Source organism: Hymenobacter cheonanensis (assembly GCF_030581075.1).
Classification (GTDB): Bacteria; Bacteroidota; Bacteroidia; order Cytophagales; family Hymenobacteraceae; genus Hymenobacter.
This window is the reverse complement of sequence record NZ_JAUQSW010000014.1, coordinates 1-23,394: the sequence shown is the minus strand read 5'-3', so window position 1 is coordinate 23,394 and position 23,394 is coordinate 1. Positions and strand designations below refer to the sequence as shown.

18 protein-coding genes and 1 tRNA gene are annotated in these 23,394 nt (G+C 64.2%); 9 read left to right on the top strand and 10 right to left on the bottom strand.

Translation table 11 applies throughout. The features are described 5' to 3' along the window. Positions 1-41 precede the first annotated feature (41 nt). The 3 genes from Q5H89_RS21045 to Q5H89_RS21035 all read left to right on the top strand — a co-directional run bounded on the left by Q5H89_RS21045 (position 42) and on the right by Q5H89_RS21035 (position 4,250). Positions 42-2,372 (top strand): TonB-dependent receptor, encoded by a 2,331-nt coding sequence (locus Q5H89_RS21045; RefSeq protein WP_305021303.1) that lies wholly within the window; start codon positions 42-44, stop codon positions 2,370-2,372. Positions 2,373-2,418: 46 nt separating this feature from the next. Continuing rightward, the gene (locus tag Q5H89_RS21040) at positions 2,419-3,270 is read left to right on the top strand and encodes a murein L,D-transpeptidase catalytic domain family protein (RefSeq protein ID WP_305021302.1); all 852 of its coding nucleotides are present in this window, start codon (positions 2,419-2,421) and stop codon (positions 3,268-3,270) included. Positions 3,271-3,398: 128 nt separating this feature from the next. Further along, a complete protein-coding gene (locus Q5H89_RS21035; RefSeq protein WP_305021301.1) occupies positions 3,399-4,250 on the top strand; it encodes a murein L,D-transpeptidase catalytic domain family protein in 852 nt (283 codons plus the stop codon). 74 nt (positions 4,251-4,324) lie between these two features. On the opposite strand, the gene Q5H89_RS21030 is transcribed toward Q5H89_RS21035, so the two are convergent. Next, the gene (locus tag Q5H89_RS21030) at positions 4,325-7,408 is read right to left on the bottom strand and encodes a TIM-barrel domain-containing protein (RefSeq protein ID WP_305021300.1); all 3,084 of its coding nucleotides are present in this window, start codon (positions 7,406-7,408) and stop codon (positions 4,325-4,327) included. Positions 7,409-7,606: 198 nt separating this feature from the next. Between Q5H89_RS21030 and Q5H89_RS21025 the strand changes: the two genes are divergently transcribed. Next, positions 7,607-8,725 carry an NYN domain-containing protein gene (locus Q5H89_RS21025; RefSeq protein ID WP_305021299.1) on the top strand — a complete coding sequence of 373 codons (1,119 nt, stop codon included), beginning with the start codon at positions 7,607-7,609 and terminating at the stop codon, positions 8,723-8,725. A 68-nt stretch (positions 8,726-8,793) separates the two neighbouring features. Here Q5H89_RS21025 and Q5H89_RS21020 read toward each other — a convergent pair whose 3' ends face one another. Beyond that, positions 8,794-8,958: a hypothetical protein gene (locus Q5H89_RS21020; RefSeq protein WP_305021298.1), complete on the bottom strand. Its 165-nt coding sequence runs from the start codon at positions 8,956-8,958 to the stop codon at positions 8,794-8,796. Positions 8,959-9,073: 115 nt separating this feature from the next. Further along, positions 9,074-9,679 (bottom strand): hypothetical protein, encoded by a 606-nt coding sequence (locus tag Q5H89_RS21015; RefSeq protein WP_305021297.1) that lies wholly within the window; start codon positions 9,677-9,679, stop codon positions 9,074-9,076. A gap of 129 nt (positions 9,680-9,808) precedes the next feature. Between Q5H89_RS21015 and thiL the strand changes: the two genes are divergently transcribed. Beyond that, complete coding sequence (thiL, locus tag Q5H89_RS21010) at positions 9,809-10,837, top strand: thiamine-phosphate kinase (RefSeq protein WP_305021296.1); 1,029 nt, start codon at positions 9,809-9,811, stop codon at positions 10,835-10,837. A gap of 146 nt (positions 10,838-10,983) precedes the next feature. Here the strand turns inward: thiL and Q5H89_RS21005 are convergent, their stop codons facing one another. After that, positions 10,984-11,358, bottom strand: coding sequence for a hypothetical protein (locus Q5H89_RS21005; protein WP_151088986.1), 375 nt, complete (start codon positions 11,356-11,358; stop codon positions 10,984-10,986). Positions 11,359-11,394: 36 nt separating this feature from the next. Here Q5H89_RS21005 and Q5H89_RS21000 point away from each other — a divergent pair, with 36 nt between their 5' ends. After that, positions 11,395-11,817: a hypothetical protein gene (locus tag Q5H89_RS21000; RefSeq protein ID WP_305021295.1), complete on the top strand. Its 423-nt coding sequence runs from the start codon at positions 11,395-11,397 to the stop codon at positions 11,815-11,817. Here Q5H89_RS21000 and rlmD read toward each other — a convergent pair whose 3' ends face one another. The 5 genes from rlmD to Q5H89_RS20975 form a co-directional block, all read right to left on the bottom strand. Then, positions 11,818-13,245 (bottom strand): 23S rRNA (uracil(1939)-C(5))-methyltransferase RlmD, encoded by a 1,428-nt coding sequence (rlmD, locus tag Q5H89_RS20995; protein ID WP_305021294.1) that lies wholly within the window; start codon positions 13,243-13,245, stop codon positions 11,818-11,820. A gap of 102 nt (positions 13,246-13,347) precedes the next feature. Then, entirely contained in the window at positions 13,348-15,324 is a 1,977-nt protein-coding gene (locus Q5H89_RS20990; RefSeq protein ID WP_305021293.1) for a WG repeat-containing protein, read from the bottom strand. A gap of 63 nt (positions 15,325-15,387) precedes the next feature. Next, complete coding sequence (locus Q5H89_RS20985; RefSeq protein WP_305021292.1) at positions 15,388-16,884, bottom strand: MBOAT family O-acyltransferase; 1,497 nt, start codon at positions 16,882-16,884, stop codon at positions 15,388-15,390. Beyond that, positions 16,862-18,115: a GDSL-type esterase/lipase family protein gene (locus Q5H89_RS20980; protein WP_305021291.1), complete on the bottom strand. Its 1,254-nt coding sequence runs from the start codon at positions 18,113-18,115 to the stop codon at positions 16,862-16,864. The genes Q5H89_RS20985 and Q5H89_RS20980 overlap by 23 nt, the downstream gene beginning before the upstream one ends. 178 nt (positions 18,116-18,293) lie before the next feature. Then, entirely contained in the window at positions 18,294-19,832 is a 1,539-nt protein-coding gene (locus Q5H89_RS20975; protein ID WP_305021290.1) for a hypothetical protein, read from the bottom strand. A gap of 180 nt (positions 19,833-20,012) precedes the next feature. On the opposite strand from Q5H89_RS20975, the gene Q5H89_RS20970 reads away from it, so the two are divergent. Then, positions 20,013-20,813, top strand: coding sequence for an SDR family oxidoreductase (locus Q5H89_RS20970; protein WP_305021289.1), 801 nt, complete (start codon positions 20,013-20,015; stop codon positions 20,811-20,813). Positions 20,814-20,929: 116 nt separating this feature from the next. Next, a complete protein-coding gene (locus Q5H89_RS20965) occupies positions 20,930-22,381 on the top strand; it encodes a hypothetical protein (RefSeq protein WP_305021288.1) in 1,452 nt (483 codons plus the stop codon). Between the two features lie 92 nt (positions 22,382-22,473). Here Q5H89_RS20965 and Q5H89_RS20960 read toward each other — a convergent pair whose 3' ends face one another. Next, positions 22,474-23,313, bottom strand: a complete 840-nt coding sequence (locus tag Q5H89_RS20960; protein WP_305021287.1) for a hypothetical protein — start codon at positions 23,311-23,313, stop codon at positions 22,474-22,476. Between the two features lie 7 nt (positions 23,314-23,320). Here Q5H89_RS20960 and Q5H89_RS20955 point away from each other — a divergent pair. Beyond that, a tRNA-Lys gene (locus tag Q5H89_RS20955) sits at positions 23,321-23,393 on the top strand. The last annotated feature ends 1 nt before the right edge of the window (position 23,394 follow it).

Sequence of the window (23,394 nt, the reverse complement as noted above, 5' to 3'; positions counted from 1 at the left end):
TTGACGCCCGTGGGCGCGCTGGCTTCACATGAGGCGTTGCTATGCACTTTAAGTACTTATTTCAACAATCGGCCGCCGGCCGCTGGGTCTGGCTAGGGGGGCTGCTTGCCTTAGTATGCCTGGGCCGGCCAGCTCAGGCCCAAAGCCCGGCGGCCCTGCGTGGCACCGTCACTGATTCGCTTTCGGGCCAGCCGCTGGCGGGTGTGAGCGTAGGGCTGCTGGGCCAGGCCGGCGGCACCGCCACCGATGCGCTAGGCCAGTTTCAGCTTCGCAGCCTGGCGCCCGGTACGTATCAGCTGCGGGTGGGCGCGCTGGGCTACCGCCTCAAAAGCCCGCACGTGACGCTGCTGGCCGGCGAAATGCGCGGCCTGACCGTGGCGTTGGCCCCAGCAGCCCTCGACCTGGCCGAGGTGACCGTGAGCCAGCCCCGCGACTTTAATCAGACGCTGGCGGCCATCTCGCACATCGACCAGATGCTGCGGCCCATCAACTCGGCCCAGGACCTGCTGCGGCTCGTGCCGGGCCTCTTTATTGCCCAGCACGCGGGCGGCGGCAAGGCCGAGCAGATTTTTATCCGGGGCTTCGACGCCGACCACGGCACCGATTTTTCGGTGAACATCGACGGCATGCCAGTGAATATGGTGAGCCACGCCCACGGCCAGGGCTACGCCGATTTTCACTTTGTGATTCCCGAAACCGTTGAGCAGCTCAAGATTTATAAAGGGCCGTATACGGCCCGCTTCGGCGACTTTGCTACGGCCGGCGCGGGCGAGTTCAGCACCAAAACCAGCCTCGACCGCAGCCAGGTGAAGCTCGAAGTGGGGCAGTATAACACCTACCGCGCCCTCGTTATGCTCGATTTGCTGGGTCCGCACCACCTGCTGAGCAAAAAAGCCGAGAGCGCCTACGTAGCGGCCGAGTATAATTTTACCAACTCCTACTTCGATAACCCGCAGCACTTCAAGCGCTTCAATGGGCTAGCCAAGTACACGGGCCAGCTTTCGGATAAAACCTCGCTGGTGCTGCTGGGCTCGCACTTTCAGTCGAGCTGGGATGCCAGCGGGCAAATACCCGAACGGGCAGTGGAAGAAGGCATTATCTCGCGCTTTGGTAGCATCGACCCGAGCGAGGGCGGCAACACCAGCCGCACCAACGCCTACGCCATCCTGACCACGGCGCTGCCCCACGCGGCGGTGCTGCGCCAGCAGGCCTATTACTCGCGCTACTACTTCAACCTGTACTCGAATTTTACTTTTTTTAAGGATAACCCGGTGGGCGGTGACGAGATAGACCAGCGCGACACCGGCCGCAACCTCTACGGCTACACCGCCACCTACGACCGCGACGACGACCCGGGCGCCCGCGCCCTGCACTCGACGCTAGGGGTGGGCACCCGCCTCGACGACGGCGGCCTGCTGCTGCGCCGCGCCGTGCGCCGCGTGGCCGGCGACACCCTCAGCACCGGCCGCCTGCACGAGCAAAACGTGTACGCCTACCTCGACGAAACCCTGGCTCTCACCGACCGCCTGAGCGTGAACGCGGCGCTGCGGGCCGACTTATTCGTGTTTGATTTTCGGGGGCAGGTGGCCGACTCGACCGGCGCGGCCGGGCCGCTGCGGGGCCGGGTAAACGCCGCCCGCGTATCGCCCAAGCTCAACTTCTACTACCAGCTGTCGCCGGCCGTGCAGCTGTTTGTGCGCTCGGGGCTGGGCTTCCACTCGAACGATGCGCGGGGCGTGGTGCGCGAAACCAGCCCTAGCCAGGCGCTGCCCCGCGCCACCGGCGCCGAGGTGGGCAGCACCTTCAAGCCGCTGCCGGCCCTAGTAGTGAACGCCGCCCTGTGGTACCTGCGTCTGCAAAATGAGCTGGTGTACTCGGGCGACGAGGGCACCACCGAGAGCGTGGGCGCCACCCAGCGCTTCGGCTTCGACGTGTCGGCCCGCTACCAGCTCACGCCCCGGCTTTTCCTCGATGCCGACGCCAACTACAGCCACGGCCGCCTTTTGGAGCGCGCCGAGTACGACAACTACATTCCGCTGGCGCCCACCTTCACCAGCATCGGCGGCCTCACCTATCGGCAGCCTAATGGCCTGAGCGCCAGCCTGCGCTACCGCCACATCGACAGCCGCCCGGCCGTGGAGGACAATAGCATTGTGGCCCACGGCTACTTCCTGCTCGATGCCGTGCTTAGCTACACCCGGCCGCGCTACCAGCTGGGGGCCAGCGTGCAAAACCTGCTGAACGTGAGCTGGAACGAGGCCCAGTTTGCCACCACCAGCCAGCTGCGGGGCGAAACTATGCCCGTAACGGAATTGAATTTCACGCCCGGCACGCCCTTCTACCTGAAGCTCAACGGCAGCGTGTTTTTTTAAGCGCGAGCAGATTGCCTCCCTGCCTGATGGCCTTACTTTTGAAGGTATGAGCACTCGTAAGCACACGCAAAAAGCCGCTACCTGGCTCGGCCTGGCCCTGCTGGGGCTGCTGCCGCAGCTCAGCGGGTGCTCGCGCACCAGCCACGCCGAGGGCCGCGCTACGCCCCTGGCTGCCCGGCCGGTAGCGGCCCTAGCCCTGCCGCCGCCCGCCCTGCCCGATTCGCTGCAACCCACGCCCGTGCCGCCCGTGGCCGGCGTGCCCGATACCCTGCACCGGGCTATTGCGCAGCTGCACGCCGCGCTAGGCCCCGCCGCCGCCAACTTGCGCCCCGAGGTGCTGGAGCAGGCCTGCGTGGGCTACCTCACGCTGCACCCCACCGGCCGCATCGAGCGGGGCGGCGTGCTGGCCGTGGCCGACATGGACCTGCCCAACACCACCGAGCGCCTCTGGGTAATCGACCTGAAGGAAGCCAAGGTGCTGCACCGCAGCCTGGTAGCCCACGGCGCGGGCTCGGGCCACCTGCGGGCGCGGCGCTTTTCCAACATCGAAAGCTCGGAATGCACCTCGCTGGGGTTCTACCGCACCTCGGGCACTTACGATGGTATTCACGGCTACTCGCGCCGCCTGCAGGGCTACGACAAGGGCGAGAATACCAACGTGTTTGACCGCTACATCGTGCTGCACGCCGCCGACTACGCCAGCCCCGACTACGTGCGCCAGCACGGCCACCTGGGCTACAGCCGGGGCTGCCCCGCCCTGCCGCCGGCGCAGTACAAGGCCATTATCAGCACCCTGCGCACGGGCAGTATGCTGCTGGTGAGCGGGCCGGGGCTAGCCTCGCGCTGGCTCGATGGGCCGGCCGCCGGGCGGCGCTTTGCGCAGCGCGGCTGGCGCTAGGCCGGGAATTTTTCTCGTATCCGGGTCGTTTACTGTTATCTTAGCGGAAAGCGCTGCGTATAACAGCGCTGGAAGGCTAGCCGGCTCTGGCGGGCGTCTTTCAACGATTCTTTCACGCCGAATTTGTCATGAAAAAGCATCATCATTCCAGCGTCGTTCAACGTCAGCGCGATGGCCGCCGCCGCTCGCAGCGCCTGGTGCGGCGCGTGCTGCCCTTTGTGGCCTCGCTGTTTCTGGCTACGCCGCTGGCCGGCCCGCTGCTGAAATCGTCGGCCCATGCGCCGGCTACTACCATGCACCGCACGGCGGCCATAGCGGCCACGCCGCTGGCCCGCTTCGATGCTACCCTGCGCGAAACCTACGACCGCCTTGGTGCCGAGCAGCAAGGGTTGCGCTTTGAAGTGTTTCAGAAAGCCATGACCGGCTACCTCAACCTGCGCGAAACCGGCCACCTGGCCGCCGACCAGCAACACCTGACGGTAGTAGACTTTGACTTGCCCTCGACTGAAAAGCGCCTGTGGGTGCTCGACTTGGCTAGTGATAAGATTCTGTTTCACACCCTGGTAGCCCACGGCCACAACTCGGGCGAAAACGGAGCCAGCCAGTTCTCGAACACCAACGAGAGCAACATGAGCAGCCTCGGCTTTTACGTAACCGGCAACGAGTACGAAGGCAAGCATGGCCACTCGCTGCGTTTGCAAGGCGTAGATGAAGGCTTTAATACCAACGCCTTTGCCCGCTCCATCGTGATGCATGGCGCTGATTATGTGAGCGAAGACTTCATCAAGCAAAATGGCCGCCTGGGCCGCAGCCTCGGCTGCCCCGCCCTGCCGCTCGACCAGTACGCCCAGATTATTGACCAGGTAAAAGGCGGTAGCTGCCTGTTTTTGAGCAAGTCGAATGCTGGCTACACCTCCAAGTATTTAAACCAGGATATCGCGCTGGCCGCGCTTTCGCTCAAGCCGGCCACCAATTCTTAGGAGTTGACTTCGGTATTGAAAAAGCCTCTTCCCTAACAGGAAGAGGCTTTTTTATGCGCCAGGGCCGCGTCTGACTAGGGCAGCCGCACCAGTCGTTGGTGCTGGCCGGCCAGCTCCACGTCGTAAAGGCCGGGCGCGGCCGGGCGGCCTTGCGCATCGCGGCCATCCCAGGTGGTCGATTGCGCGCCAACCTCGCTTGCAGTAGGCAACTCGCGCACTACTTGCCCACGCGCATTGCGAATGCGTAGCGGCGCCGGCGTGCTGGCCGGCACGTAGCGCTCGTAGTGCAGCCCTGCCGCGCCGCCGAACGTGCGGCTGTCGGGCGCGGTGAGGGTCAGCGTTTCGGGGTCGGTTTGGGCGGCGGGCGGCGCGAGCAGGCGCAGCCCGGTGAGCGTGAGCCTGGCCTGCTTTGCTAATGGAAAGGCCGCGTGCAACTCGTGGCGGGCCGCATCGAAGTGCCACGCAGTAGCCGCCAGGGGCTGGCCGCCCAGCAGTACCGCCGTGGGCGCGGTAGCTACGCGGGCCACGAGCAGCTGCACCAGCCGCCGGGCAGGGGCGCCGGCGTAGGTGCCGGCTACCGTGGCTGTTATGACAGTTTGCGCGGCGCCTACTGTGCCCGTGAGGCGCAGCGTGGCATACTGCCGCTGGGTAAGCGCCTGCGCCGAATGGCCATCATCTTCATACACAGTGAAGAAAGAGGCCGCTACTGCCGGGGTAGGGAAGTAGCGCACAGCCAGCGTATCGGGCCGAAAAGCGGCCGTGCTGGCCCGGTAGGCCGTCATGGGCACAAAGGCACCCGCCCGCGCCAGCAGCGGCACGTGGCCCAGCGGCGCGGGCAGCCCCACCGTTTGGCCGCCGGGCAGCGACTGGCCGGTTTCAAAATCGACCCAGCCGCCGGGGGTAGTGGGCAGGTCCACGTTGCGCCGCCGCTGGCCGGGCTGATTAATGGGCGCTACGAGCAGGTTGGGACCCAGCAGGTACTGATTGCCGGGGGGCACTTGGGCAGCGGTAGCGCTGCTGCCGGGTAGCGGAGGGGCTAGCAGCGAAAACCGGTCGGCAGCTTCGGTGCCGCTCCAGTTGCCGCCTTCGTCGGGCGCATCCAGGTCGGGGTGCGGGGCAGGTGGGGCTAGCGGGTCGGGCCCTGCGGCCGACCCAAAATCCAGGGCCCTAGCCAACGGGGCGCCGGTCAGCGTATTCTCGGCGGCCAGGGTGTAGAAGTAAGGCAGCAGCTCCATCCGCAGGTGGGCGTACTTGCGCACGATGCTTTGGTAGGGCTCGGGGTAGGTATAGGGCTCGGGCGCCACCACCTGGTCGGAGTGCGGGCGCATGATGGGGCAGAGCGCCGCCAATTGCAGCCAGCGCGTGTACAGCTCGGGGTCCTGAATAGCGTTGGCCCCGAAGCCGCCCGCGTCGGAGTGCATGTAGCCCACGCCCGCCTGGCCCATGCCCAGCATAATGGGCACCTGCGCCTGCAAGCCGCTCCACGAGCGGTTGATGTCGCCGCTCCACGGAAACACCGCGTTGCGCTGCATGCCCGCCCAGCCCGAGCGCGCCAGGTTGAAGAGGCGCTCATTGGGGTATTCTTTGGCGTAGTTATCCTGAAAAATCTGCGCCCAGGTCATGCCGTAGGCATTGTGCACCTGCGCGGTGGGGCCTAGCCGGTGGTGCATGGCCAGCGGGTGGTTTTCGGGCTCGCCAAGGTCGCTCCACCAGCCGGCGGCGCCCTGGTCGTGCAGGCGCCGGTACTGTGCCCACAGCCAGGTGCGCGCCGCGGGCTTAAATACATCGAGAATACTCGCCGGCCCGGCCCAAAACGAGCCCACCGTAAACGGCCGCCCGGCCGCCGTGGTGCCCACCAGCCCCTGCGTGCGCACGAGGCTGTCGTTCAGCGAGGTGCGCATCACGTAGGGTTCCGAAATCAAGATGGTATTCACACCCTGCGCCTTGAGGTCGCGCATCATGCCGGCGGGGTCGGGGAAGTGGGCGGCGTCCCACCGAAAATCGCCCTGCCGGGTGGTGCCCCCAAACCAATACAGGTCGAGCACCAGCGCATCGAGCGGGAAATCCGAGCGGCGCATCTGGCTGGCCACGCGCAGCATCTCGGCCTGGCTGCGGTAGCCAAAGCGGCTCTGGATGAGGCCCAGCGCCCAGCGCGGCGGCAGTGGCTGCCGCCCCGTCAGGGCCGTGTAGCGGTCCAGAATTTCGGCCTGGCTCTGGCCCGTCACCACAAAGTAGCTCAGGCTGCTCAGGCCCTGCGCGCCGTATTCAAGCACATCAGATTGCTTCTTGCCCAGGTCCAGGTAGCCCGCCGCATAGTGGTCAAACAGCAGCAGGTAGCCCCGGCTGCTGAGCACCACGGGTAGCGTCACGTTCAGGTTTTGCTCGCCGTTCTGGTAGCCGTAGTGGGCTTGGTTATACAGCTCCAGCCGGTAGCCGCGCCGGTCGAGGGGCAGGGCGCGGGCGCCGGTACCGTACAGCCGCTCGCCGGGGGCTAGCCGAAAGCGCACGCCGGTGCCGGGTAGCTCGTCGGCGCGGCCAGGGGGCGTGTCGGCGGCGGTGGGAGTGGGAGAGGGGAGCGGCTGGCGGCGGAAGGCGGGGCTGGCCTCGCCGAATAAGGCTTCGGCGCCTTGGTGCAAGCTGATGCGTAGCGTGTTCTTGTCGATGACAATCAACTGCTGCCGGCCGGCGGCATACCCGCTGATATGCCAGGTTAGCGTCGAACTCGTTTGCTGAACATTGCCATTCGCCACCTTTTTGTGCCAAGCCCTGAACGCGGCGGGTGGGCTGCCGTATTCCGGGCCCTCGCCATTGAGGTCGGGCGAGCGCCATTTCTCAGGTACTTGCACCACGCTCACCGACGAGTCGGCTACGGGGCGGGCCCCGGGGGCGAAGTAGCTGATTTTCACTACGCCATTTGCCCAGGGCTGCACCTGCCGCGCACTGCCGTCGGTAGCCCGAATGGTCAGAATACTGCTGCCGACATCAAACGAGTGCGACTTATACCGCCCGCCCGGCACCGCGGGGGCTAGCGGCTGGCGGCGGCCAAACGGGGCCTGGGTGGGCGGGCGCTCGCCCTCGCGCTGGGCATGGGCGGGGCTGGCGAAAAAAAGCGCGGCGGGCAGCAGCCAGCCGGCACGGCGTAAAAACGAGGCAAGCATAAGCAGGAAGTCAGGCTGCAAAGGTCAGTGCCCGGGCGCACCCGCGCGGGGCTACCCGTGAAGACGGCCACCCCGGCCGGCAAGTTGCCCGAATTCTTTGCCTGCCCGGCCCCATTTGCGACCGACCTTTGTGCACCTCGCTCTCTTATTTATTCGCTGAGTTAATCAGCTGAATAATAGTATTCTTATCTACCAATAATGTCCACCTATGCTCCTTCTGCGGCGGCCCCGCCTGCCGCGGCGGCTTCGCCGTATGCCGCCGTTTTTATTGATTTTGAGAACGTCTACTACTTTCTCAAAAACCACTACCTCGACCCCCAGGACCCCCACGACTACGCCCTCGACCTGGTGCGCGCTCTGCGCGATGCCCTGAAGCGTGAGCTGGGCCTCGACTCGCTGGTGCTCAACGCCTACGCCGACTTCGATAAGATACCCACCGGCCCGCAGGGCCCGCTCTACCTCATGGGCGTGAGCACGCGCAACGTGCTGGGCACCGACCATAAAAACGCGGCCGACATGCAGCTCTGCATCGATGCCCTGGAGGTGCTCTACACCCGGCCCGCCATCGGCACGTTTGTGCTGGTGGCCGGCGACCGCGACTACATCCCCGTATTGCAGCACCTGCGCCGCCAGGCCCGGCAGGTGAAGGTGGTGGGCTTCCGCGAAAGCGTATCGGGCGACCTCTTGCAGATGCTGGGCCAGGAGCACTTCATCGACGCCCGGGCCCTGCTGCCCGCCGAGCGCCTGCAGGCCCTCGAAGACCACCGCGCTGCCCGCCTGCGCCAGGGCGAAGAAATGCGCCGCCTACGCGAGCAGGGGCTGGTGGGCGTGCAGTCGGCCGCCGGCCGGCAGGCCGCCCAAGACGTGGCCAGCCGGCTGGCCGCCGCGCCGGCCGAAGAAGAAGCCGGCCCCGCCGCACCCGCCCCCAGCCGCGCCAGCGCCCCGGCGCGGCCCAGTATGCTCGAACAATTATTGCAGGAGCCGCCGGCCACGTTTGCGCCCGTTCGCCGCATCACGCGCACCGACGAGCGCCGCGTGCTGGAATACCTCTTGCTGCAAGTGCAAAAATTTGCCAGCCAGCAGGCTACGCCCGAAATATGGGCCAGCCCTTTCCTGCGCCGCCTCACCGATGTGCTGCCCGAGCTGCCCGACTGGGAGCGCCGCCAGCTTCTCAACCAGCTGCGCGACGCCGGGGCCGTGCGCCTCGAAAAGCGCGAGGGCGAGCCGCACCCCTTCTCGGTTATCCTCGTCAACTACCAGCACCCCGACGTGCGCGAGCTAAACCCCGGCCCTCCGGAGGACAAGCCAGCGGCCTAGCCCACCACCACAAAAAAAGGGAGCGCCGCGGCGCTCCCTTTTTGTTTCTTATACCCATGCTCCCTGGCCTAGCTGGCGCCGCCGGTGGGCGTGGGCGTGGTGGTTTTGGTAGTTGTGCCGCATTTACTGGGCTTGGGGTCGCACTTTTTGTCGGTATCGAAGCACGACGTGAGCGCGAAGCTCGTGAGCAGGGCTAGTAGCGGCAGGCGCAAGTAAGTAAGGGCTTTTGGCATGGGCGTAGGAGGTAAAAAGTGAGGGTGAGGCTAGCGGGAAGAGCCCGGCCGGAAAGCCGGGGTTGCAACCGCGCCAAAAGATACTCTTTTTTTAGTAACTCCCAACGTTTTCAGGCTATTGGCCCAGCTCAAACAGTGGCAGCGGCTGTAGGCCGGCGTACTTGCCGCCCATTTTGGTCAGCTCCTCGCCGTGCACTTTCAGGTAGTTGTTGTAGGCCTTGGCGGCGGCATCGTAGTGGGCGCGGTAGCCCACTACGTTGGCATCGGCCAGCTGAATGGCCTCCACGTAGTCGCGCACGCGCTCGGAGGGGGCGTTGCCCTCGGGCGCGGCCAGGGGCACCACTATTTTCAGCACCGAATCCTGGGCGGCATCGTAGCGGTCGATGAGCGCCGACGAGGCCATGCTGGCCCGGTCGTAGCGCTGCTTGGCGAGGCGGGCGCGGGCCGTGCGCAGGCCTTCGAGTTGGGCCTGGTTGGCATTGGGGTATTTGCTGAGGTCTTGCAGCAGCTCGCGCAGGTCAGCATTCTTTTTGTCGTCGCTGGTCATCATGCGCTGCCAGTTCACGTCGGCCGAATCGCGCAGGATGTCGAACTGGGCGCGCACGGCGGCCGGCGAGGCCGGGCTGTCGGTGGTGGCAGTGGCGGTGCTTTTAGAGGCGTCGGGCTTGCACATGGGCAGCACGGCCAGCACGAGCAGGCTAGCGAAGAGGAGTGATTTCATGAAAACCAAACGGCAAACCCGGCGGTAATAATGCCCCGCCCGGGTGGTCAAATTTACGGCCGCGCCCGTGGCCCGCCAGCGGCCGTACCTTTGCGGCCCGGTTTTTCCGCTCGTTTTTCTTGTTTTTTTATGGCTGATTTAACGCCCCTTTCCCAGCTCGGCGAGTTTGGCCTCATCCGCCGCTTGCAGCGCGACATTGCCCTTACCCAGCCCAGCACCGTCCTCGGCATCGGCGACGATGCTGCCATTCTGGCCCCGCCGGCCGGGCAGGAAGTCGTGGTTTCGACCGATATGCTGGTCGAGGGCGTGCACTTCGATTTGTCGTTCTCGCCCCTGCGCCACCTCGGCTACAAGGCCGTGGCCGTGAACGTGTCGGACGTGGCGGCCATGTTTGCCACGCCCACCCAGGTGGTAGTGGCCCTGAGCTTGCCCAGCCGCTTTACCGTGGAGGCCGTGGAAGAACTATACGCTGGCATGCGGCTAGCCTGCGAGGCCTACGGCGTCGACCTGGTGGGCGGCGACACCACCGGCAGCCGCGGCGGCCTGGTTATCAGCGTCACGGCGCTAGGCCTGGCCGAGGCCGGCAAGGCCGTGCGCCGCTCGGGCGGTAAGCCTACCGATATTTTGTGCGTAACCGGCGACCTCGGCGGCGCCTACCTGGGCCTGCAAGTGCTGGAGCGCGAAAAGCAGGCCTTCCTGGCCGACCCCGAAACCCAGCCCGAGTTGGACAGCTACAACTACGTAGTGCAGCGCCAGCTCAAGCCCGAGGCGCGCCTCGACGTGGTGCACGAGCTGCGCGAGCTGGGCGTGCACCCCACCGCCATGATTGACATCAGCGACGGGCTAGCCTCCGAGGTGCTGCACCTGTGCGCCGCCAGCGGCACCGGGGCCCGTGTTTTCAGCGAATACCTGCCCCTGGCCAACCCCACGCTCGAAGCAGCGGCCGAGTTCAACCTCGACCCCATCACGGCCGCCCTCAACGGCGGCGAGGACTACGAGCTGCTCTTCACCATCGCCATCGCCGACCACGCCAAAATCAAAAACCACCCCGACATCACCGTTATCGGCCACCTCACCGAGCACAACGACGCGGTGAACCTCATTACCAAAGGCGGCCAGGCTGTGCCGCTGCGGGCCCAGGGCTTCAACCACTTCTAGACCGCAGATTTAACGGATTAAACGGATTGCGCCGATACGCCCGCTTGCGCGAGCTGACTACTTGCTACAGCCACTTGGTCGTAAGCATAGCCAGCCCGCGCAGGCGGGCGTATCGGCGCAATCCGTTTAATCCGTTAAATCTGCGGTCAGTCTTCCGGGTAGGGGATGTACACGAAATTCGTGAACTCCTCATCCACCACGAAGAGGCAGCAAAACTCATCCGGGTTTTTCCAGGTGCCGATGAAATCTTCGATTTTCTCGGGGTCCACGATGCCTTGCTGGGCTAGTATTTCGAGGTAGCTGGCGAAGACGTGCCACTGCAATTCCTGCTCGTCGGCGTTGATGAGCAGGCTGCCGAGCTGCACCGCCTGCCGCGCAAACACGAACACCGGATACTGCGAAATCTCACGCTTGCGGATTTGGTACGACGCTTCCTTAATGGTGTCGGACGCGGTGGCAAAATCCTTGGTAATCGTGCCCAGGTATTTGCCGTTTAGCTCGGGGTCGTTGAAGTAGTCCATTGTATTTACTTTGCTGGCAGAATATCAGCGACTATTATGACTTGGGAAATTCATTCTTACGAAGGTGCCGGACAAATTGTATTTGGAGCAGCGCAAGAAAGTATTCGTAAACTTTTTGACGAAAAGCCTAACGAATTTGAAAGAGGAGGCACTGAGCTAACGGACTATTTTCAAGCAGCAGGAGTTTTCGTTATCTACGATGAAAATAGAAAGTGTGCAGCAGTTGAGTTCACCTCACCAGCTCTAGTGAGTTGGCGAGGTGAACAATTATTTCCAGTACCATTAGGCGAAGTGCTTGACTTTGTGCGTGAGCAAGATGACGAATTAGAAGAAGACGAAAGTGGCTTCACTTCTCATAAAAATGGCTTCGGCTGCTACACAGAAGATATTGAATTGCTCGAAGAACCGGCAGAAACTATCATTTGCTTTCGGGCCGGTTACTACGACGAAGTAGTTTAACTACTTTAACTCCAGCAGCACCACATTCTCCACGTGGTGCGTGTGCGGAAACATATCCACCGGCTGCACGCGGGTTACTTTGTACACCTCGTCGAGCAGTTCCAGGTCGCGGGCCTGGGTGGCGGGGTTACAGCTGATGTAGACGACGCGGGGGGCACGCAGCTCCACGAGGCGCTTCACCACGTCTTCGTGCATGCCGGCGCGGGGCGGGTCGGTGATGATGACGTCGGGGTGGCCGTGGTGGCTGGTGAAGGCCTCGGTGAGCATATCCTTCATGTCGCCGGCGAAAAACTCGGTATTGGTCACGCCGTTGATTTCCGAGTTGACGCGGGCGTCGAGCACAGCCTGCTCCACGTATTCGACGCCGACGACCCTAGCGGCCTGGCGAGCCACGAAGTTGGCGATGGTGCCGGCGCCGGTGTAGAGGTCGTACACGAGGTCAGTGGGCTTGATTTCAGCAAACTCGCGGGCCACTTTGTAGAGATTGTAGGCGCCGGCCGAGTTGGTTTGGTAAAACGACTTGGGGCCGATGCGGAAGCGCAGGCCTTCCATCTCCTCCTCGATGTAGGGCTTGCCTTTGTAGCACACCACTTCGAGGTCGTGGAAGGTTTCGTTGCCCTTGTCGTTGAGCACGTAGTTGAGCGACGTAATCTGCGGAAACTTCGCGTACACCGCATCGAGCAGCGGCTCGATGGCCTGGTGCTGGCGGTAGCATTGCAGAATCACCATCGTTTCGCCGGTGCTCTCGGCGGTGCGGATGATGAGGTTGCGCAGCAGCCCGGTTTGCTTGATGATGTTACCGAAGCGCAGCATGTGCTCCCGCGCGTAGTCGCGGATGAACAAGCGGATTTCGTTGCTCGGCTCGGGCTGCAAGTGGCAGTGCTCCACGTCGATAATCTTATCAAACCGGCCCGGCGTGTGGAAGCCCAGCACCCGGCGGTCGTACTGCGCGGTTTCGTCCTTAATCTGCTCCTCCGTGAGCCAGCCCATGAAGCTGAACGTGTATTCGAGCTTATTGCGGTAGTATTTGCGCTCGGGCGAGGCCAGGATGCGGCGCACTTCGGGAATTTCCACTTTGCCGATGCGCTGCAAAGTGTCTTCTACCTGCTGGTGCTTGTAATTGAGCTGCGCGTCGTAGCTGATGTGCTGCCACTTGCAGCCGCCGCAGGTGCCAAAATGCTGGCAAAACGGCGTGGTGCGCAGTTCCGAGTACTTGTGGTACTTGGTGGGCGTGGCCTCCATAAAGCGCTTATGGGCCTTGCTGATGCGCAAGTCCACCACATCGCCGGGGGCGACCTGGTTGACAAAAACGACGAGATTATTGATGCGAACCAGGCATTTGCCCTCGGCCACCATGTCTTGAATTTCGACGTTGAGCAGGGCTTCGGGCGGGATAGAGTTAGCGAGTTTGGTGGCTTTGCTAGGCATAACTTTTTGCGGTGAGGGGCGCAAAGTTACGGCCGGCCGATTTGCAGACTCCGCCAGGCCGTGCGTGGGCCTGCAACAGCAGGCGCGTCTGCCGGGGCAACGCTAATTCGTGTACGGGTCCATAATGTCCTGCGGGCTGTAGCCTTCCTGCCGCCAAAACTGCGCTGGGTTAACGCTGCCCGCAAACTCGTTGCTATACACCGCTACCTGTTTGCGCGAGCCCTTTGCCTGGCGCCGCAGCAGCCTCACCCGGAGCCGCGTCGCAAACTCGCCCGCATAAGCGGGCACCGTAAGCTGCCAGCACTGGCCGGGAGCCAGGAAAACCTGGTGGTAGCTATTGCCGCACCAGCTGCTGGGGGTGTGCTCGATAGCCCGCCATTTGCCCTGGGCATCGCGCGCTTGTATAGTGAGCGCCAGGTTGCTATCCTGGGCGTCGAACACTACGGTATCGGCACTGGTGTTGGCAATGGCGAGCGCGTGGCCGTGGTGCGGCCCAAAAGCGCCGGGCGTTGCGCGGGTAGCCACCTGCACCGCTAGGGTGCGCGGCGCGAAAACCTGCCCCTGTATGGGCCGGGCCAAATTACCTGACCGCCCCCAGCCGCCAAAGCCCGCGTAGCGCCGCAGCGGGGCCGATGCTACCAGGTAGCTGCCGCGCCGCATAAAATCCAGGTTTAGCGGGGTGCTGGCGGCGGGTGCGGCCCGCCACACGTAGCGCCCCGCCGGCGAGAGATACCCCGGGCGGTCGCCTTCTACCACCGCCAGCAGCCCGTGCCGGTAGCCTGCGTAGTCGATAGCAGAAAAACGCGGCGGCACCAGCAGGCCCGTGCGCCAGTTCCAAAACCCCAGGCGCTGCCTCTGGCTGGCGGCGTAAAACGTGAGCAGGTTGCCTTGCCGCTGCGGGCTATTGCTGCCGGCCGCGGGGGGCGAAATGCGGCGCACGACTTGCCCCAGGCTATCGAGAGCGGCAAAATCACCGTTGTCGAGGGCCACCAGCTCCACGCCGTCGGCAAACGTAGGCGCCCCGCCACGGCCACTGCTAACTACTTGCTTGATAAGTACTTTGTTGAGCGCTAGCCCCGCTTTATTCAGTAGCTGCCAGTGAAAGGCCGAGTCCTGCGCCCAGGCCCGGCCGTGGCTAAAGGCACTGAGCTGCCGCAGGCCGGGCCGCCGGAAAAGCACCCGGCCCGCGTGGTCGATAGGCGCGGGGTAGCTCTCATCGTTGGGGTACTGGCCGCTGCTTATGCAGTTAACCTGCGCGAGGCCGTCGGAAAAGCTGTGCTCATCGAGGGAGCTGAAATAATACCCCGCGGGCAGCCGGGCCACCACGCGCCCGGTGGTATCGATGATGCCCCAGTGGTCGGCCTCGTCATTGCCCGGCTGGTAGATGGACGCCAGGGCCAGGCCTTCGTGGAAGGTAGATAGGTCGTGAAAGCGGTAGTAGGGAATCACAAACCGCCCGCGCCCATCGAGTACGCCCACGGCGGCTACTTCGCTGTTGCCCTGTGCATTGCGTAAGGGTTCGGAGCCCGTTACCACTATCCGGTTGTTGCTCAGCTCCCCTATCAGCTCAAACCGGGCCGGGTTTAGGAGCTGGCCGCTGGCGGCCAGCAGCTGGCGCTGGTAGGAGGGCAGCGTGCCTACCCACCGGCCGCCCCGGTCGCGGCTGCCGGCCGCCGCTGGCTGCCACTCCAGCTGCCTGTAAACAGCCGCTAGCGGTAGCAGGCGGCCGGCGCGGTCGAGTAGCCGGGGTATGCTGTCGGGCTGCACCAGCGCCCGCCCATTGTGGAAGGGCGCCGCGTAGCCGTAGCGCTGCGGCAATACCAGCTGGCCAGCCTCATTTAGGTAGCCGTAGTGCCCCGCCTCGCGCACCGGGGCTAGCCCCTCGGCAAACTCCTGCACCTGGGCAAACCGGGGCGCCACCACCACCGCGCCCGTCGAGTCGATGAAGCCCCAGCGGCCCTGCACCACAATGGGAAACCGGGCTCCCATTGAAGCCGCCGCCGAGGGCGCGGAAGTGGAGGGACTGCAGGCTCCGCAAGCCAGCAGCAGCAGCCCGAGGGCAATAGCCGGGTAACGCATAAAGAAGGCTTTTGTACGTAGTGCCAACGCCCGCAACCATGCCCAGCTGTATGGCTGGCCGCCCTAAAACTGAAAATAAATAAACGGCTGAATCTCCGCCGATTTCACCTGGATAACCAGCCAGATAACCACCGTCACAACCACCGCCTGGGTCAGCACCGAGCGGCGGGCCAGCGCGCCTTCGAGCTGCCAGGTGAAGCCATCGGGCAGCGCGTGCAGCAGGTAGCCCAGCGCCACCAGGGCAAACACGGGCCGGAACGAGCCCACCACGGCGGGCAGCAAATCGGGCCGCAGGTTGTGGATTATCTGGTGGATGACCTGGCTAGCCACCTCAAAGGTGCCGGCCCGGAAAAATATCCAGCAGAAACACACGAAATGGAAGGTGATGACCCAGCCCAACAGCTTGATAAACCAATTATCGCCGGGCTTAAAAATCTGTTTGAAGAGCTTATCCACGGCCAGGGCGGCGCCGTGCAGCGCGCCCCACAGCACAAAGGTGAGCGAGGCACCGTGCCACAGGCCCCCTAGCAACATGGTCAGAAACAGGTTGATATATTGCCGCACCACGCCCCGGCGGTTGCCGCCGAGCGGGATGTAGAGGTAGTCGCGCAGCCAGCTGGAGAGCGAAATATGCCAGCGCCGCCAAAACTCGGTGATGCTCGTGCTTTGGTAGGGCGACAGAAAATTGGTGGGCAGGCGGTAGCCCAGCAGCAGCGCAATGCCGATGGCCATATCGGAATAGCCCGAAAAATCGCAGTAAATCTGGAGGGCGTAGCCGTACACACCCAGCAGGTTTTCGATGCCGCTGTAGAGGCCGGGATTGTCGAAAATGCGGTCGACGTAGTTGAGGCTAATGTAGTCGGAGATGATGGCTTTCTTGAACAGGCCCGCCGCAATGAGCACCACCGCCCGGCCCATATCGGCGGGCGTGAGGAAGGGGGCCTTCGAGATTTGCGGAATAAAATCGGACGCCCGCACAATGGGCCCGGCCACCAATTGCGGGAAGAAGGTCACGAAAAAGGCAAAGTCCCAGATGCTGCGCAGCGGCTTTATCTGGCCCCGGTACACGTCGATGGTGTAGCTCAGCGTTTGGAAGGTGTAGAACGAGATACCCACCGGCAGCAGCACGTGCAGCACCGGCACCGGCTGCCTGGTGAGCGCCTGCCAGCCACTGAGGAAAAAGTTGGTGTACTTGAAGTAAAACAGCATACCCAAATTCACCAACAGGCTGAGCGTGAGCAGCAGCCGGCGTCGGGCGGGGCTAGCGGAGTCGGCAATCCAGAGGGCAAAGTGGTACTCGACAATGGTCGAAAAAACCAGCAGCAAAAAGTACAGCCCGCTCGATTTGTAGTAAAAAAACAGCGAGAACACCGTGACGTAGAGCAGCCGCGCCCGGTGCTGGCGCCGCAGCAGCTCGTAGCCCCCCAAAAAGCCCAGAAAGAGCAGTAAAAAGAAGCCCGTATTGAAAATAAGCGGCACGCCGGGGTGGTACCGAAACTGGCTGGCCAGCTTATCGAGGTCGAAGTCTAGGTTGAGGCTAGCGAAGAGGGAACGCAGCAAATCCATCCTGAAGAGCGAGGTAAAGCAAAAGGCCCTGCACATCGTAGCCTTTGTTGGTAAAATGAACTAAGTCGTTGGCGGCCAGGCCGTGGGCCTGCCAGGCGCGCATGCTGCCGTAGCCGCCCTGCACGGCCGCAAAATCCCAGTAGGCGAGGTCGTGGGCCTGGGCGTAGGCGCGCAGCACGGTGCGCAGGCGGGCCAGGTCGGGGTTGCGGGCGCCGTGGCGGCGGTACGAGTCGGCGGGGGCCGTGAGCAGCACATCGGCCCCGGGGCAGCGGCGGCGCAGGCGGCTCACCAGCGTATCGAGCTGCCGCTCGAAGGCGGCGGGGTTGAAGCCCGGCTCGTAGGCATCGTTGGTGCCGAGCGAGAGAATGAGCAAATCGGGAGCTAGCACCGGCAGCTGCTCAAAAAACAGCGGCGCGCGGTTGTAGTGGCGCACGGCCGCGCCATTGACCCCGATGGTATGGTACACCACGCCCGGCTGGCCATTATCGAGCAGCAGGCCGTAGAGCTGGGCACCAGTTTGGCGGGAGCTGGCGCGGGTGGCGCGCAGCTCCACAAAGTCGCGCAGCGAGTCGAGTACCAGCGTGGTGGCCACGCCGGGCGCGCTGCCCGCCAGGGTGCCCAGCCGGCGGCCCCGCGCCGAGCGCACCTGCCAGTCGAAGGCCGTCGGGCCGGGCCGGCGCAGCAGCGTGAGTTTATTGAACGCATAGTTGGGCCGGCGCAGCGGCGAGACGCTTAGCGAGAAGGCCGCCCCCGAGTCGGTGGTCGTGAGCACGAAGCCCGCCAGGCCCACGGGCAGCAGGCTATCGGGCTTGCCCACCACGCGGCGCGCCTGCCACTGCCCGGCCGTGGCGGCGGTGCGAAAGCTGGGCGAGCCATCGGCCCGCGCCACCCGAAACGGAAAGGCCAGGCCCCGCCCGGCGTTGCCGTAGGTGCGCTGCAGCTCCTGCCGCACCCGCCCCGAGAAGATGTCGGCTTGCAGGTGCGAGTCGCCGAGGTGCACCACGCGCACCCGCCCGCCCAGGTCGGCCGGGTGGCGGGGCAGCTGCCGTAGCCGCCCATAAAAGCGCTGGAGGCCGATATCGGCGTTCTCGATATGATTGGCCGAGGTAACTAAAAATGGGTAAGCAGTTTGCAGGCTGTCGAGGGGCCCGCTCGCCTGCGCCCGGGCCGGGCCAGCCGCGAGGGCTAGCAGCAGCGGCAGGAGGAACAGCAGGCGGAGCAGCATGAAGCAGAGGAGAAAATTAAAAACTGAAAATGAAGTAAATATCTCGTCATGCTGAGCGCAGCGCAGCGAAGTCGAAGCATCTTGTTCGTTTCGTTGAACAGTTTACTCGTGCCCTGCCAAGATGCTTCGACTACGCTGCGCTCCGCTCAGCATGAAGAACTTTAACGCGTTAATTTTTCTATAAATTGGCCGAATCGGGGGAGCTGGCCGGCGGGCGAGTAGTGCTATCGGGCCGGTTGGGGCCGGCAGCGGGCCTAGTCGGGCGGTTGTATTCGCCCATGAGGTAGCCATAGAGCAGGCCCGCAATGCGCTGCCCGCCCCGGCTGTTGAGGTGCGTGTAATCGTGGTTGGCGAGCGGTGGCGACTGCTCGACCCAGCTCTTCATGGAGTTTTCGCCGCCCATTGCCTCAAACAAATTCCAGAAGGCGGCGTGGTTGTGCTGGGCCAGCCGCTGCTGGGCGGCCAGCAGCAGCGGCACGCTGGGGTCGGTTACAAACTCGCCGTCGAGGCGCGTGCTCTTGTCGCTCATGCCGATGATGAGGATGCTGGCCCGCGGAAAAGCGCGCTGCATGCGGTCGACGACACGCGTCATGGCCCGCTCATAAAACACGTAATTCTTGTTGCGCGCATCGGCCACGTTTACCCCGTAGTGCAAAATAATAAGGCGGTAGTCAAGCAGTTGGCCAAAGGCAGCGAGCTGCGCGTAGGGAATCTTGGTGAGCGACATGCCGCTGTTGCCCCGGAAGGAAAAGTTGTCCAGGACCACGCCCTGCGGGCTCTCGAAGCTGACGCCGTACACCGGGCGCGGGCCGTGGGTGGCGAAGGCCAGCCGCATGCTGCGGGCAGGGGTGCCAGGCTTCAGCAGCAGCTCGTTTATGGGGGCGGTGCCGGCCAGGGGGTGGGGCACGCGGTGGCCGTCGGTGGTCACCAGTACCTGGTCGCGCCGGGTGCCGGGGCCGTAAAACAGCCGCGCCTCGGCAAAGCGCCGGGTGCCGGCAAAGCGCTGGCCGGCCCGGTACTGCACCCAGCTCGTGTCGGCCACGATGCCCGAGCTGTCGGCATTCGACACCTCGCGGGGCGCAAAGGCGTGGCCCGAAATGCCCAGCGGGTAGCTAGCCGGGTGGCGGCGGTCGGAGAGCAGGTTGTACTCATACCAGTCGGGCGAAAACGTTTCGTGGATGGTTTCGCGGAAATCGGCCGTAATCGAATTCACCGGCACAAAGCCCACGCCCGAGCCGCCAAACGCCGTTTGGAGCAGGTTGCGCAGGTCGCCGGTGAGCAGGTCGCCCTCAATCATCGAGTCGCCGAAGTAGGCAATGCGCGTTTGGCTGCCCGTGGCCTTGGTTTGGCGCAGCGCGGCCAGAAAGCTGTCGAGACCCGGCAGGTTGGCCGGCGTGGGCGCGTTCGACCTGGTGCGGGCGGCGGCCTCGCGGGCCAGCGCCAGCGAGTCGGCGGCCAGGGCGGCGCGCAGGCCCGCCGTATCGGCGGCCACCGGGCCGGCCGGGCCATTGGGTGGGGGCGGGGCTAGCCCCGCCGCAGTGGCTAGGGCGGCGCGGGCCGCGCCAGGGTCTTTGCGCAGCACATCGGCCAGCAGGCGCACGGGGCGCAGCGCCACGCCGCCCACCGTGAGGCCCGGTTTGAGGAGGGAAAGCAGGCCGAGCAGGCCTACCGTAAGCAAAACCAATAGAAAGGGGTTTTGCGAGCGCGACGAATTCATTCTGGGTCGAGTATCAGCCGCAAAGTTACGCCCACCCCCAACCCAAAAGCCTCAGAATTAACGCAGCATTTTTGGCGGCGCGGCCGAAAATCCGGCGGGCGCCGCAGTGGCAAGGGCTAGCCCCGCCGTAGGTTTGCGGGCCGGGGCTAGCCCCCCAATAATGTCTTTTATTCTTTGCGCATGACAACCAGCGTAGTTCTGATTACGGGCGGCACCTCGGGCATTGGCCGGGCCTGCGCCCTGGAGTTTGGCCGGGCCGGCGCCAGCGTCGTTATCACCGGCCGCGACGCGGCCAAGCTGGCCGCCACCGCCGCCGAGCTTACGGCTGCCGGCATTCAGCACCGCACCGTGCAGGGCGACGTGGGCGTGCTAGCCGATGCCAACCGCGCCGTGGCCGACACCATTGCCGCCTTCGGCCGCCTCGATGTGCTCATCAATAATGCCGGCCTGAGCATGCGGGCCAAGTTTGCCGACGTGGACGTGAAAGTGCTGGAGCAGCTCATGCAAACCAACTTCTTCGGCACCGTGTACGTCACCAAGGCGGCGCTGCCCTACCTGCTCGAAAGCAAGGGCAGTATCGTGGGTATCAGTAGCATAGCTGGCTACCGGGGGCTGCCGGGCCGCACCGGCTACTCGGCCTCCAAGTTTGCCATGAACGGCTTTCTCGAAGCCCTGCGCACCGAGCTGCTGCCCCAGGGCGTGAATGTGCTCACGGCCGCGCCGGGCTTCACGGCCTCCAACATCCGCCACACGGCCCTGCTCGCCAACGGCCAGACCCAGAACGATACCCCGCGCGACGAGGGCAAGATGATGACCTCCGAGGAAGTGGCCCAGCACTTGCGCCGGGCCGTGGCACAGCGCCAGCGCAGCCTCGTGCTCACGGGCCAGGGCAAACTGACGGTTTTTTTAAATAAATGGCTACCGGGCCTGACCGACAAGCTGGTACTAAATAATTTCCGCAAGGAAGAGGGCGATTTCTAGGCCGCCGGGCTAGGGCCTCACCCCAGGTTCATTTGCCACGCCGGTCCTTTGCCGGTCCTGCCTGCCCAAAATGGGTGGGCGGGACCGGTTTTTTGCGTTCCCATTTTTCCTTTTAGATGAAGCAACTGCTATCTCCCGCCGTGCTCGGCGCGGCCTTTTTAGTGCCCGCGCTGGCCGCGGCTCAGGTCAATCCCAATTCCAGCCAGCAGCCTACCCAAACCCAGGCCGAGCAGGCCACCCAACAGCCGCAGGCCCAGCCTGCCCCCAATTTTTTCCTCAAGGATGGCAAGCTGCCGCTCAATGCCGACGCCAGCCGCTACATCAAGTTCACCCTCCTCAACCAGGTGTGGATGCGCTACAACGAGAGCAACCCCGGCACCCAGGTGGGCGGCTACAACGTGCCCAATACCTACGATATCGGCATCCGGCGCTTCCGCATCCAGTTCTACGGCCAGCTCACCGACCGCGTATTCATCTACTCGCAAATCGGGCTCAACAACCTCAGCTACAATGCTGACCGCAAGAGCGGCGGCACGCCGGGGGCTAGCCAGAGCGGTACGGGCGGCTTCTTCCTGCACGATGCCGTGGCCGAATACGCCCTCGTCAAAAACAAGCTTTCCTTCGGCACCGGCCTCGGCGCCTGGAACGGGCTGGCCCGCTTCGCCTTCTCCTCGGCTGGCACCATCATGGGCCTCGACCTGCCCACCCTGGAGGAAGCCACCAACGACGTGACCGACCAGTTTGGCCGCAAGCTCAGCATCTACCTCAAGGGCAAGCTCGGCAAGCTCGACTACCGCGTGGCCATCTCCGACCCGCTGCTCTACCAGAAGGCGGCCGGCTTTGTAACTACGCCTGGCCCCAACGCCTCGTTTGCCCTCACGCCGCCCAAGCCCCAGTACCAGGGGTATTTCTCGTACCAGTTTAAGGACCAGGAAAGCAACCTCACGCCCTACAGCGCGGGCACCTACCTGGGCAAGAAGGCCGTGTTCAACGTGGGCGCGGGCTTTGTGGTGCAGCCCGAGGCCGTGTGGTACACCCAGGGCAGCCCCACCAACGTGCAAACCAAGGCCATGCAGCAGTACGCCGTAGACGTATTCTACGACGCCCCGCTCACGGCCGCGCCCGACGCAGCTAGCCTTAGCTTCTACGCTGCCGCCATCCACTACGATTTTGGCCCCGGCTACATTCGCAGCGGCGCGCCCATGAACCCCGCCACCGGCACCTCCAACCCCAGCAGCAACAGCATCGGTGGCTTCGGCAACGCCTACCCCGAATACGGCACCGGCAACTCGGTGTACTCGCAGCTAGGCTATAAATTTAAGGATAACCTGCTGGGCAGCACCACCTTTATGCCCTACGTGGCCGTGCAGCACTCGCGCTACGGCCGCCTGGCCGACGACGTGAATTTCTACGATGCGGGCGTCAACTGGCTCATCTCGGGCCACACCTCCAAGTTCAGCCTCGCGTACCAGAACCGCCCGTATTTCAGCACCAACGCCTCCGGCGAAAACGTGATGGACTCGCGCCGCAGCGCTGTTATTCTGCAATATCAAGTGTACTTCAACTAAAAAAACGGCTAGCCCCTGTTTTACTGAAAAGCCCGCCCTGCTTATGCAGGGCGGGCTTTTTTAGAGCTGAAATTGAGCTGGAAACGCGCCGGCTATTCCACCACCAGCGCGTCGGTGGCGCGCAGGTAGGCGGTGCGCTCCTGCCAGCGCACGCGCAGCCAGATGTCGGTGCGGCCCAGCACGGGCAGGCGGTCGCCGGGCGCGGCCGTGCTGAGCCAGGTCGCGCCCGCGCTCGGGCCCGCCATCAGGGCCGCCCCGGCCTGCGATACCACACCTACCGGGCCGGGGCGCAGCAGCACCAGGTAGGCTCCCGCCGCCAGCAGGTAGGCCCCGTAGCCTAGCCACGCGCCCGGCTTGGCGCGCTGGCGCCGCAGCAGCAGCACAATGCCCGCGCCCACGGCTCCGGTTAGCAGGGCTTGCAGGCCAGGGTAGTAGTAGCGCTGGGCCTGCACCCGCAGCTCTTGCTGCCAGGTGCTGGGGTAGCCCACCAGCCGCTGGCGCTGGGCCAGGGCCACCAGCTGCCGCCAGGTGCCCAGGCGCGGCTGCCGCGCCTGGGCCAGGTTCAGGTATAGCAGCTCGGCCGGGTAGTGCCCTAGCTGATGCTGCGTGTAGGCCATGCGCAGCAGCAGGCGCGGCGAAACCTGCTGCCGCCGCCACACCTGCTGCCGGTAGAGCGGGGCCGCCGCCGCGTACTGGCCCCGGGCAAAAAGCGCGTCGGCCTGGGCCAGCGGGCCCTTAGCCGGAGTAGTATTCGAAAAATTTATTGGCCCGCAGGCCGTAGCCAACCCGCACAAAGGCAATAGGATAAGCGCCCGCCACCAATTAGCCCGGCCGGCAGAAGTGGTTTCTTTTTGCGCCGGTGTTGTCAGATTCAAAATGTCGCTGTACTTTTGCACCCACAAAAACGGTAACGCACCGCGATTGTAACGCAAAGATATTGGTTCTGTAGCTCAGCTGGTAGAGCAGTACACTTTTAATGTACGGGTCCTGGGTTCGAATCCCAGCGGAGCCAC

Excerpts from the sequence above, each read along its gene's own strand:
- Q5H89_RS20965 (WP_305021288.1), top strand. The coding sequence starts at position 20,930 with ATGAAGCAACTGCTATCTCCCGCCGTGCTCGGCGCGGCCTTTTTAGTG.
- thiL (WP_305021296.1), top strand. The coding sequence starts at position 9,809 with ATGGCTGATTTAACGCCCCTTTCCCAGCTCGGCGAGTTTGGCCTCATC.
- Q5H89_RS21015 (WP_305021297.1), bottom strand. The coding sequence starts at position 9,679 with ATGAAATCACTCCTCTTCGCTAGCCTGCTCGTGCTGGCCGTGCTGCCC.
- Q5H89_RS20990 (WP_305021293.1), bottom strand. The coding sequence starts at position 15,324 with ATGCGTTACCCGGCTATTGCCCTCGGGCTGCTGCTGCTGGCTTGCGGA.
- Q5H89_RS21035 (WP_305021301.1), top strand. The coding sequence starts at position 3,399 with ATGAAAAAGCATCATCATTCCAGCGTCGTTCAACGTCAGCGCGATGGC.
- Q5H89_RS21040 (WP_305021302.1), top strand. The coding sequence starts at position 2,419 with ATGAGCACTCGTAAGCACACGCAAAAAGCCGCTACCTGGCTCGGCCTG.
- Q5H89_RS20975 (WP_305021290.1), bottom strand. The coding sequence starts at position 19,832 with ATGAATTCGTCGCGCTCGCAAAACCCCTTTCTATTGGTTTTGCTTACG.
- Q5H89_RS21000 (WP_305021295.1), top strand. The coding sequence starts at position 11,395 with ATGACTTGGGAAATTCATTCTTACGAAGGTGCCGGACAAATTGTATTT.
- Q5H89_RS21045 (WP_305021303.1), top strand. The coding sequence starts at position 42 with ATGCACTTTAAGTACTTATTTCAACAATCGGCCGCCGGCCGCTGGGTC.
- Q5H89_RS21030 (WP_305021300.1), bottom strand. The coding sequence starts at position 7,408 with ATGCTTGCCTCGTTTTTACGCCGTGCCGGCTGGCTGCTGCCCGCCGCG.
- Q5H89_RS21025 (WP_305021299.1), top strand. The coding sequence starts at position 7,607 with ATGTCCACCTATGCTCCTTCTGCGGCGGCCCCGCCTGCCGCGGCGGCT.
- rlmD (WP_305021294.1), bottom strand. The coding sequence starts at position 13,245 with ATGCCTAGCAAAGCCACCAAACTCGCTAACTCTATCCCGCCCGAAGCC.
- Q5H89_RS20970 (WP_305021289.1), top strand. The coding sequence starts at position 20,013 with ATGACAACCAGCGTAGTTCTGATTACGGGCGGCACCTCGGGCATTGGC.
- Q5H89_RS21020 (WP_305021298.1), bottom strand. The coding sequence starts at position 8,958 with ATGCCAAAAGCCCTTACTTACTTGCGCCTGCCGCTACTAGCCCTGCTC.
- Q5H89_RS21005 (WP_151088986.1), bottom strand. The coding sequence starts at position 11,358 with ATGGACTACTTCAACGACCCCGAGCTAAACGGCAAATACCTGGGCACG.
- Q5H89_RS20980 (WP_305021291.1), bottom strand. The coding sequence starts at position 18,115 with ATGCTGCTCCGCCTGCTGTTCCTCCTGCCGCTGCTGCTAGCCCTCGCG.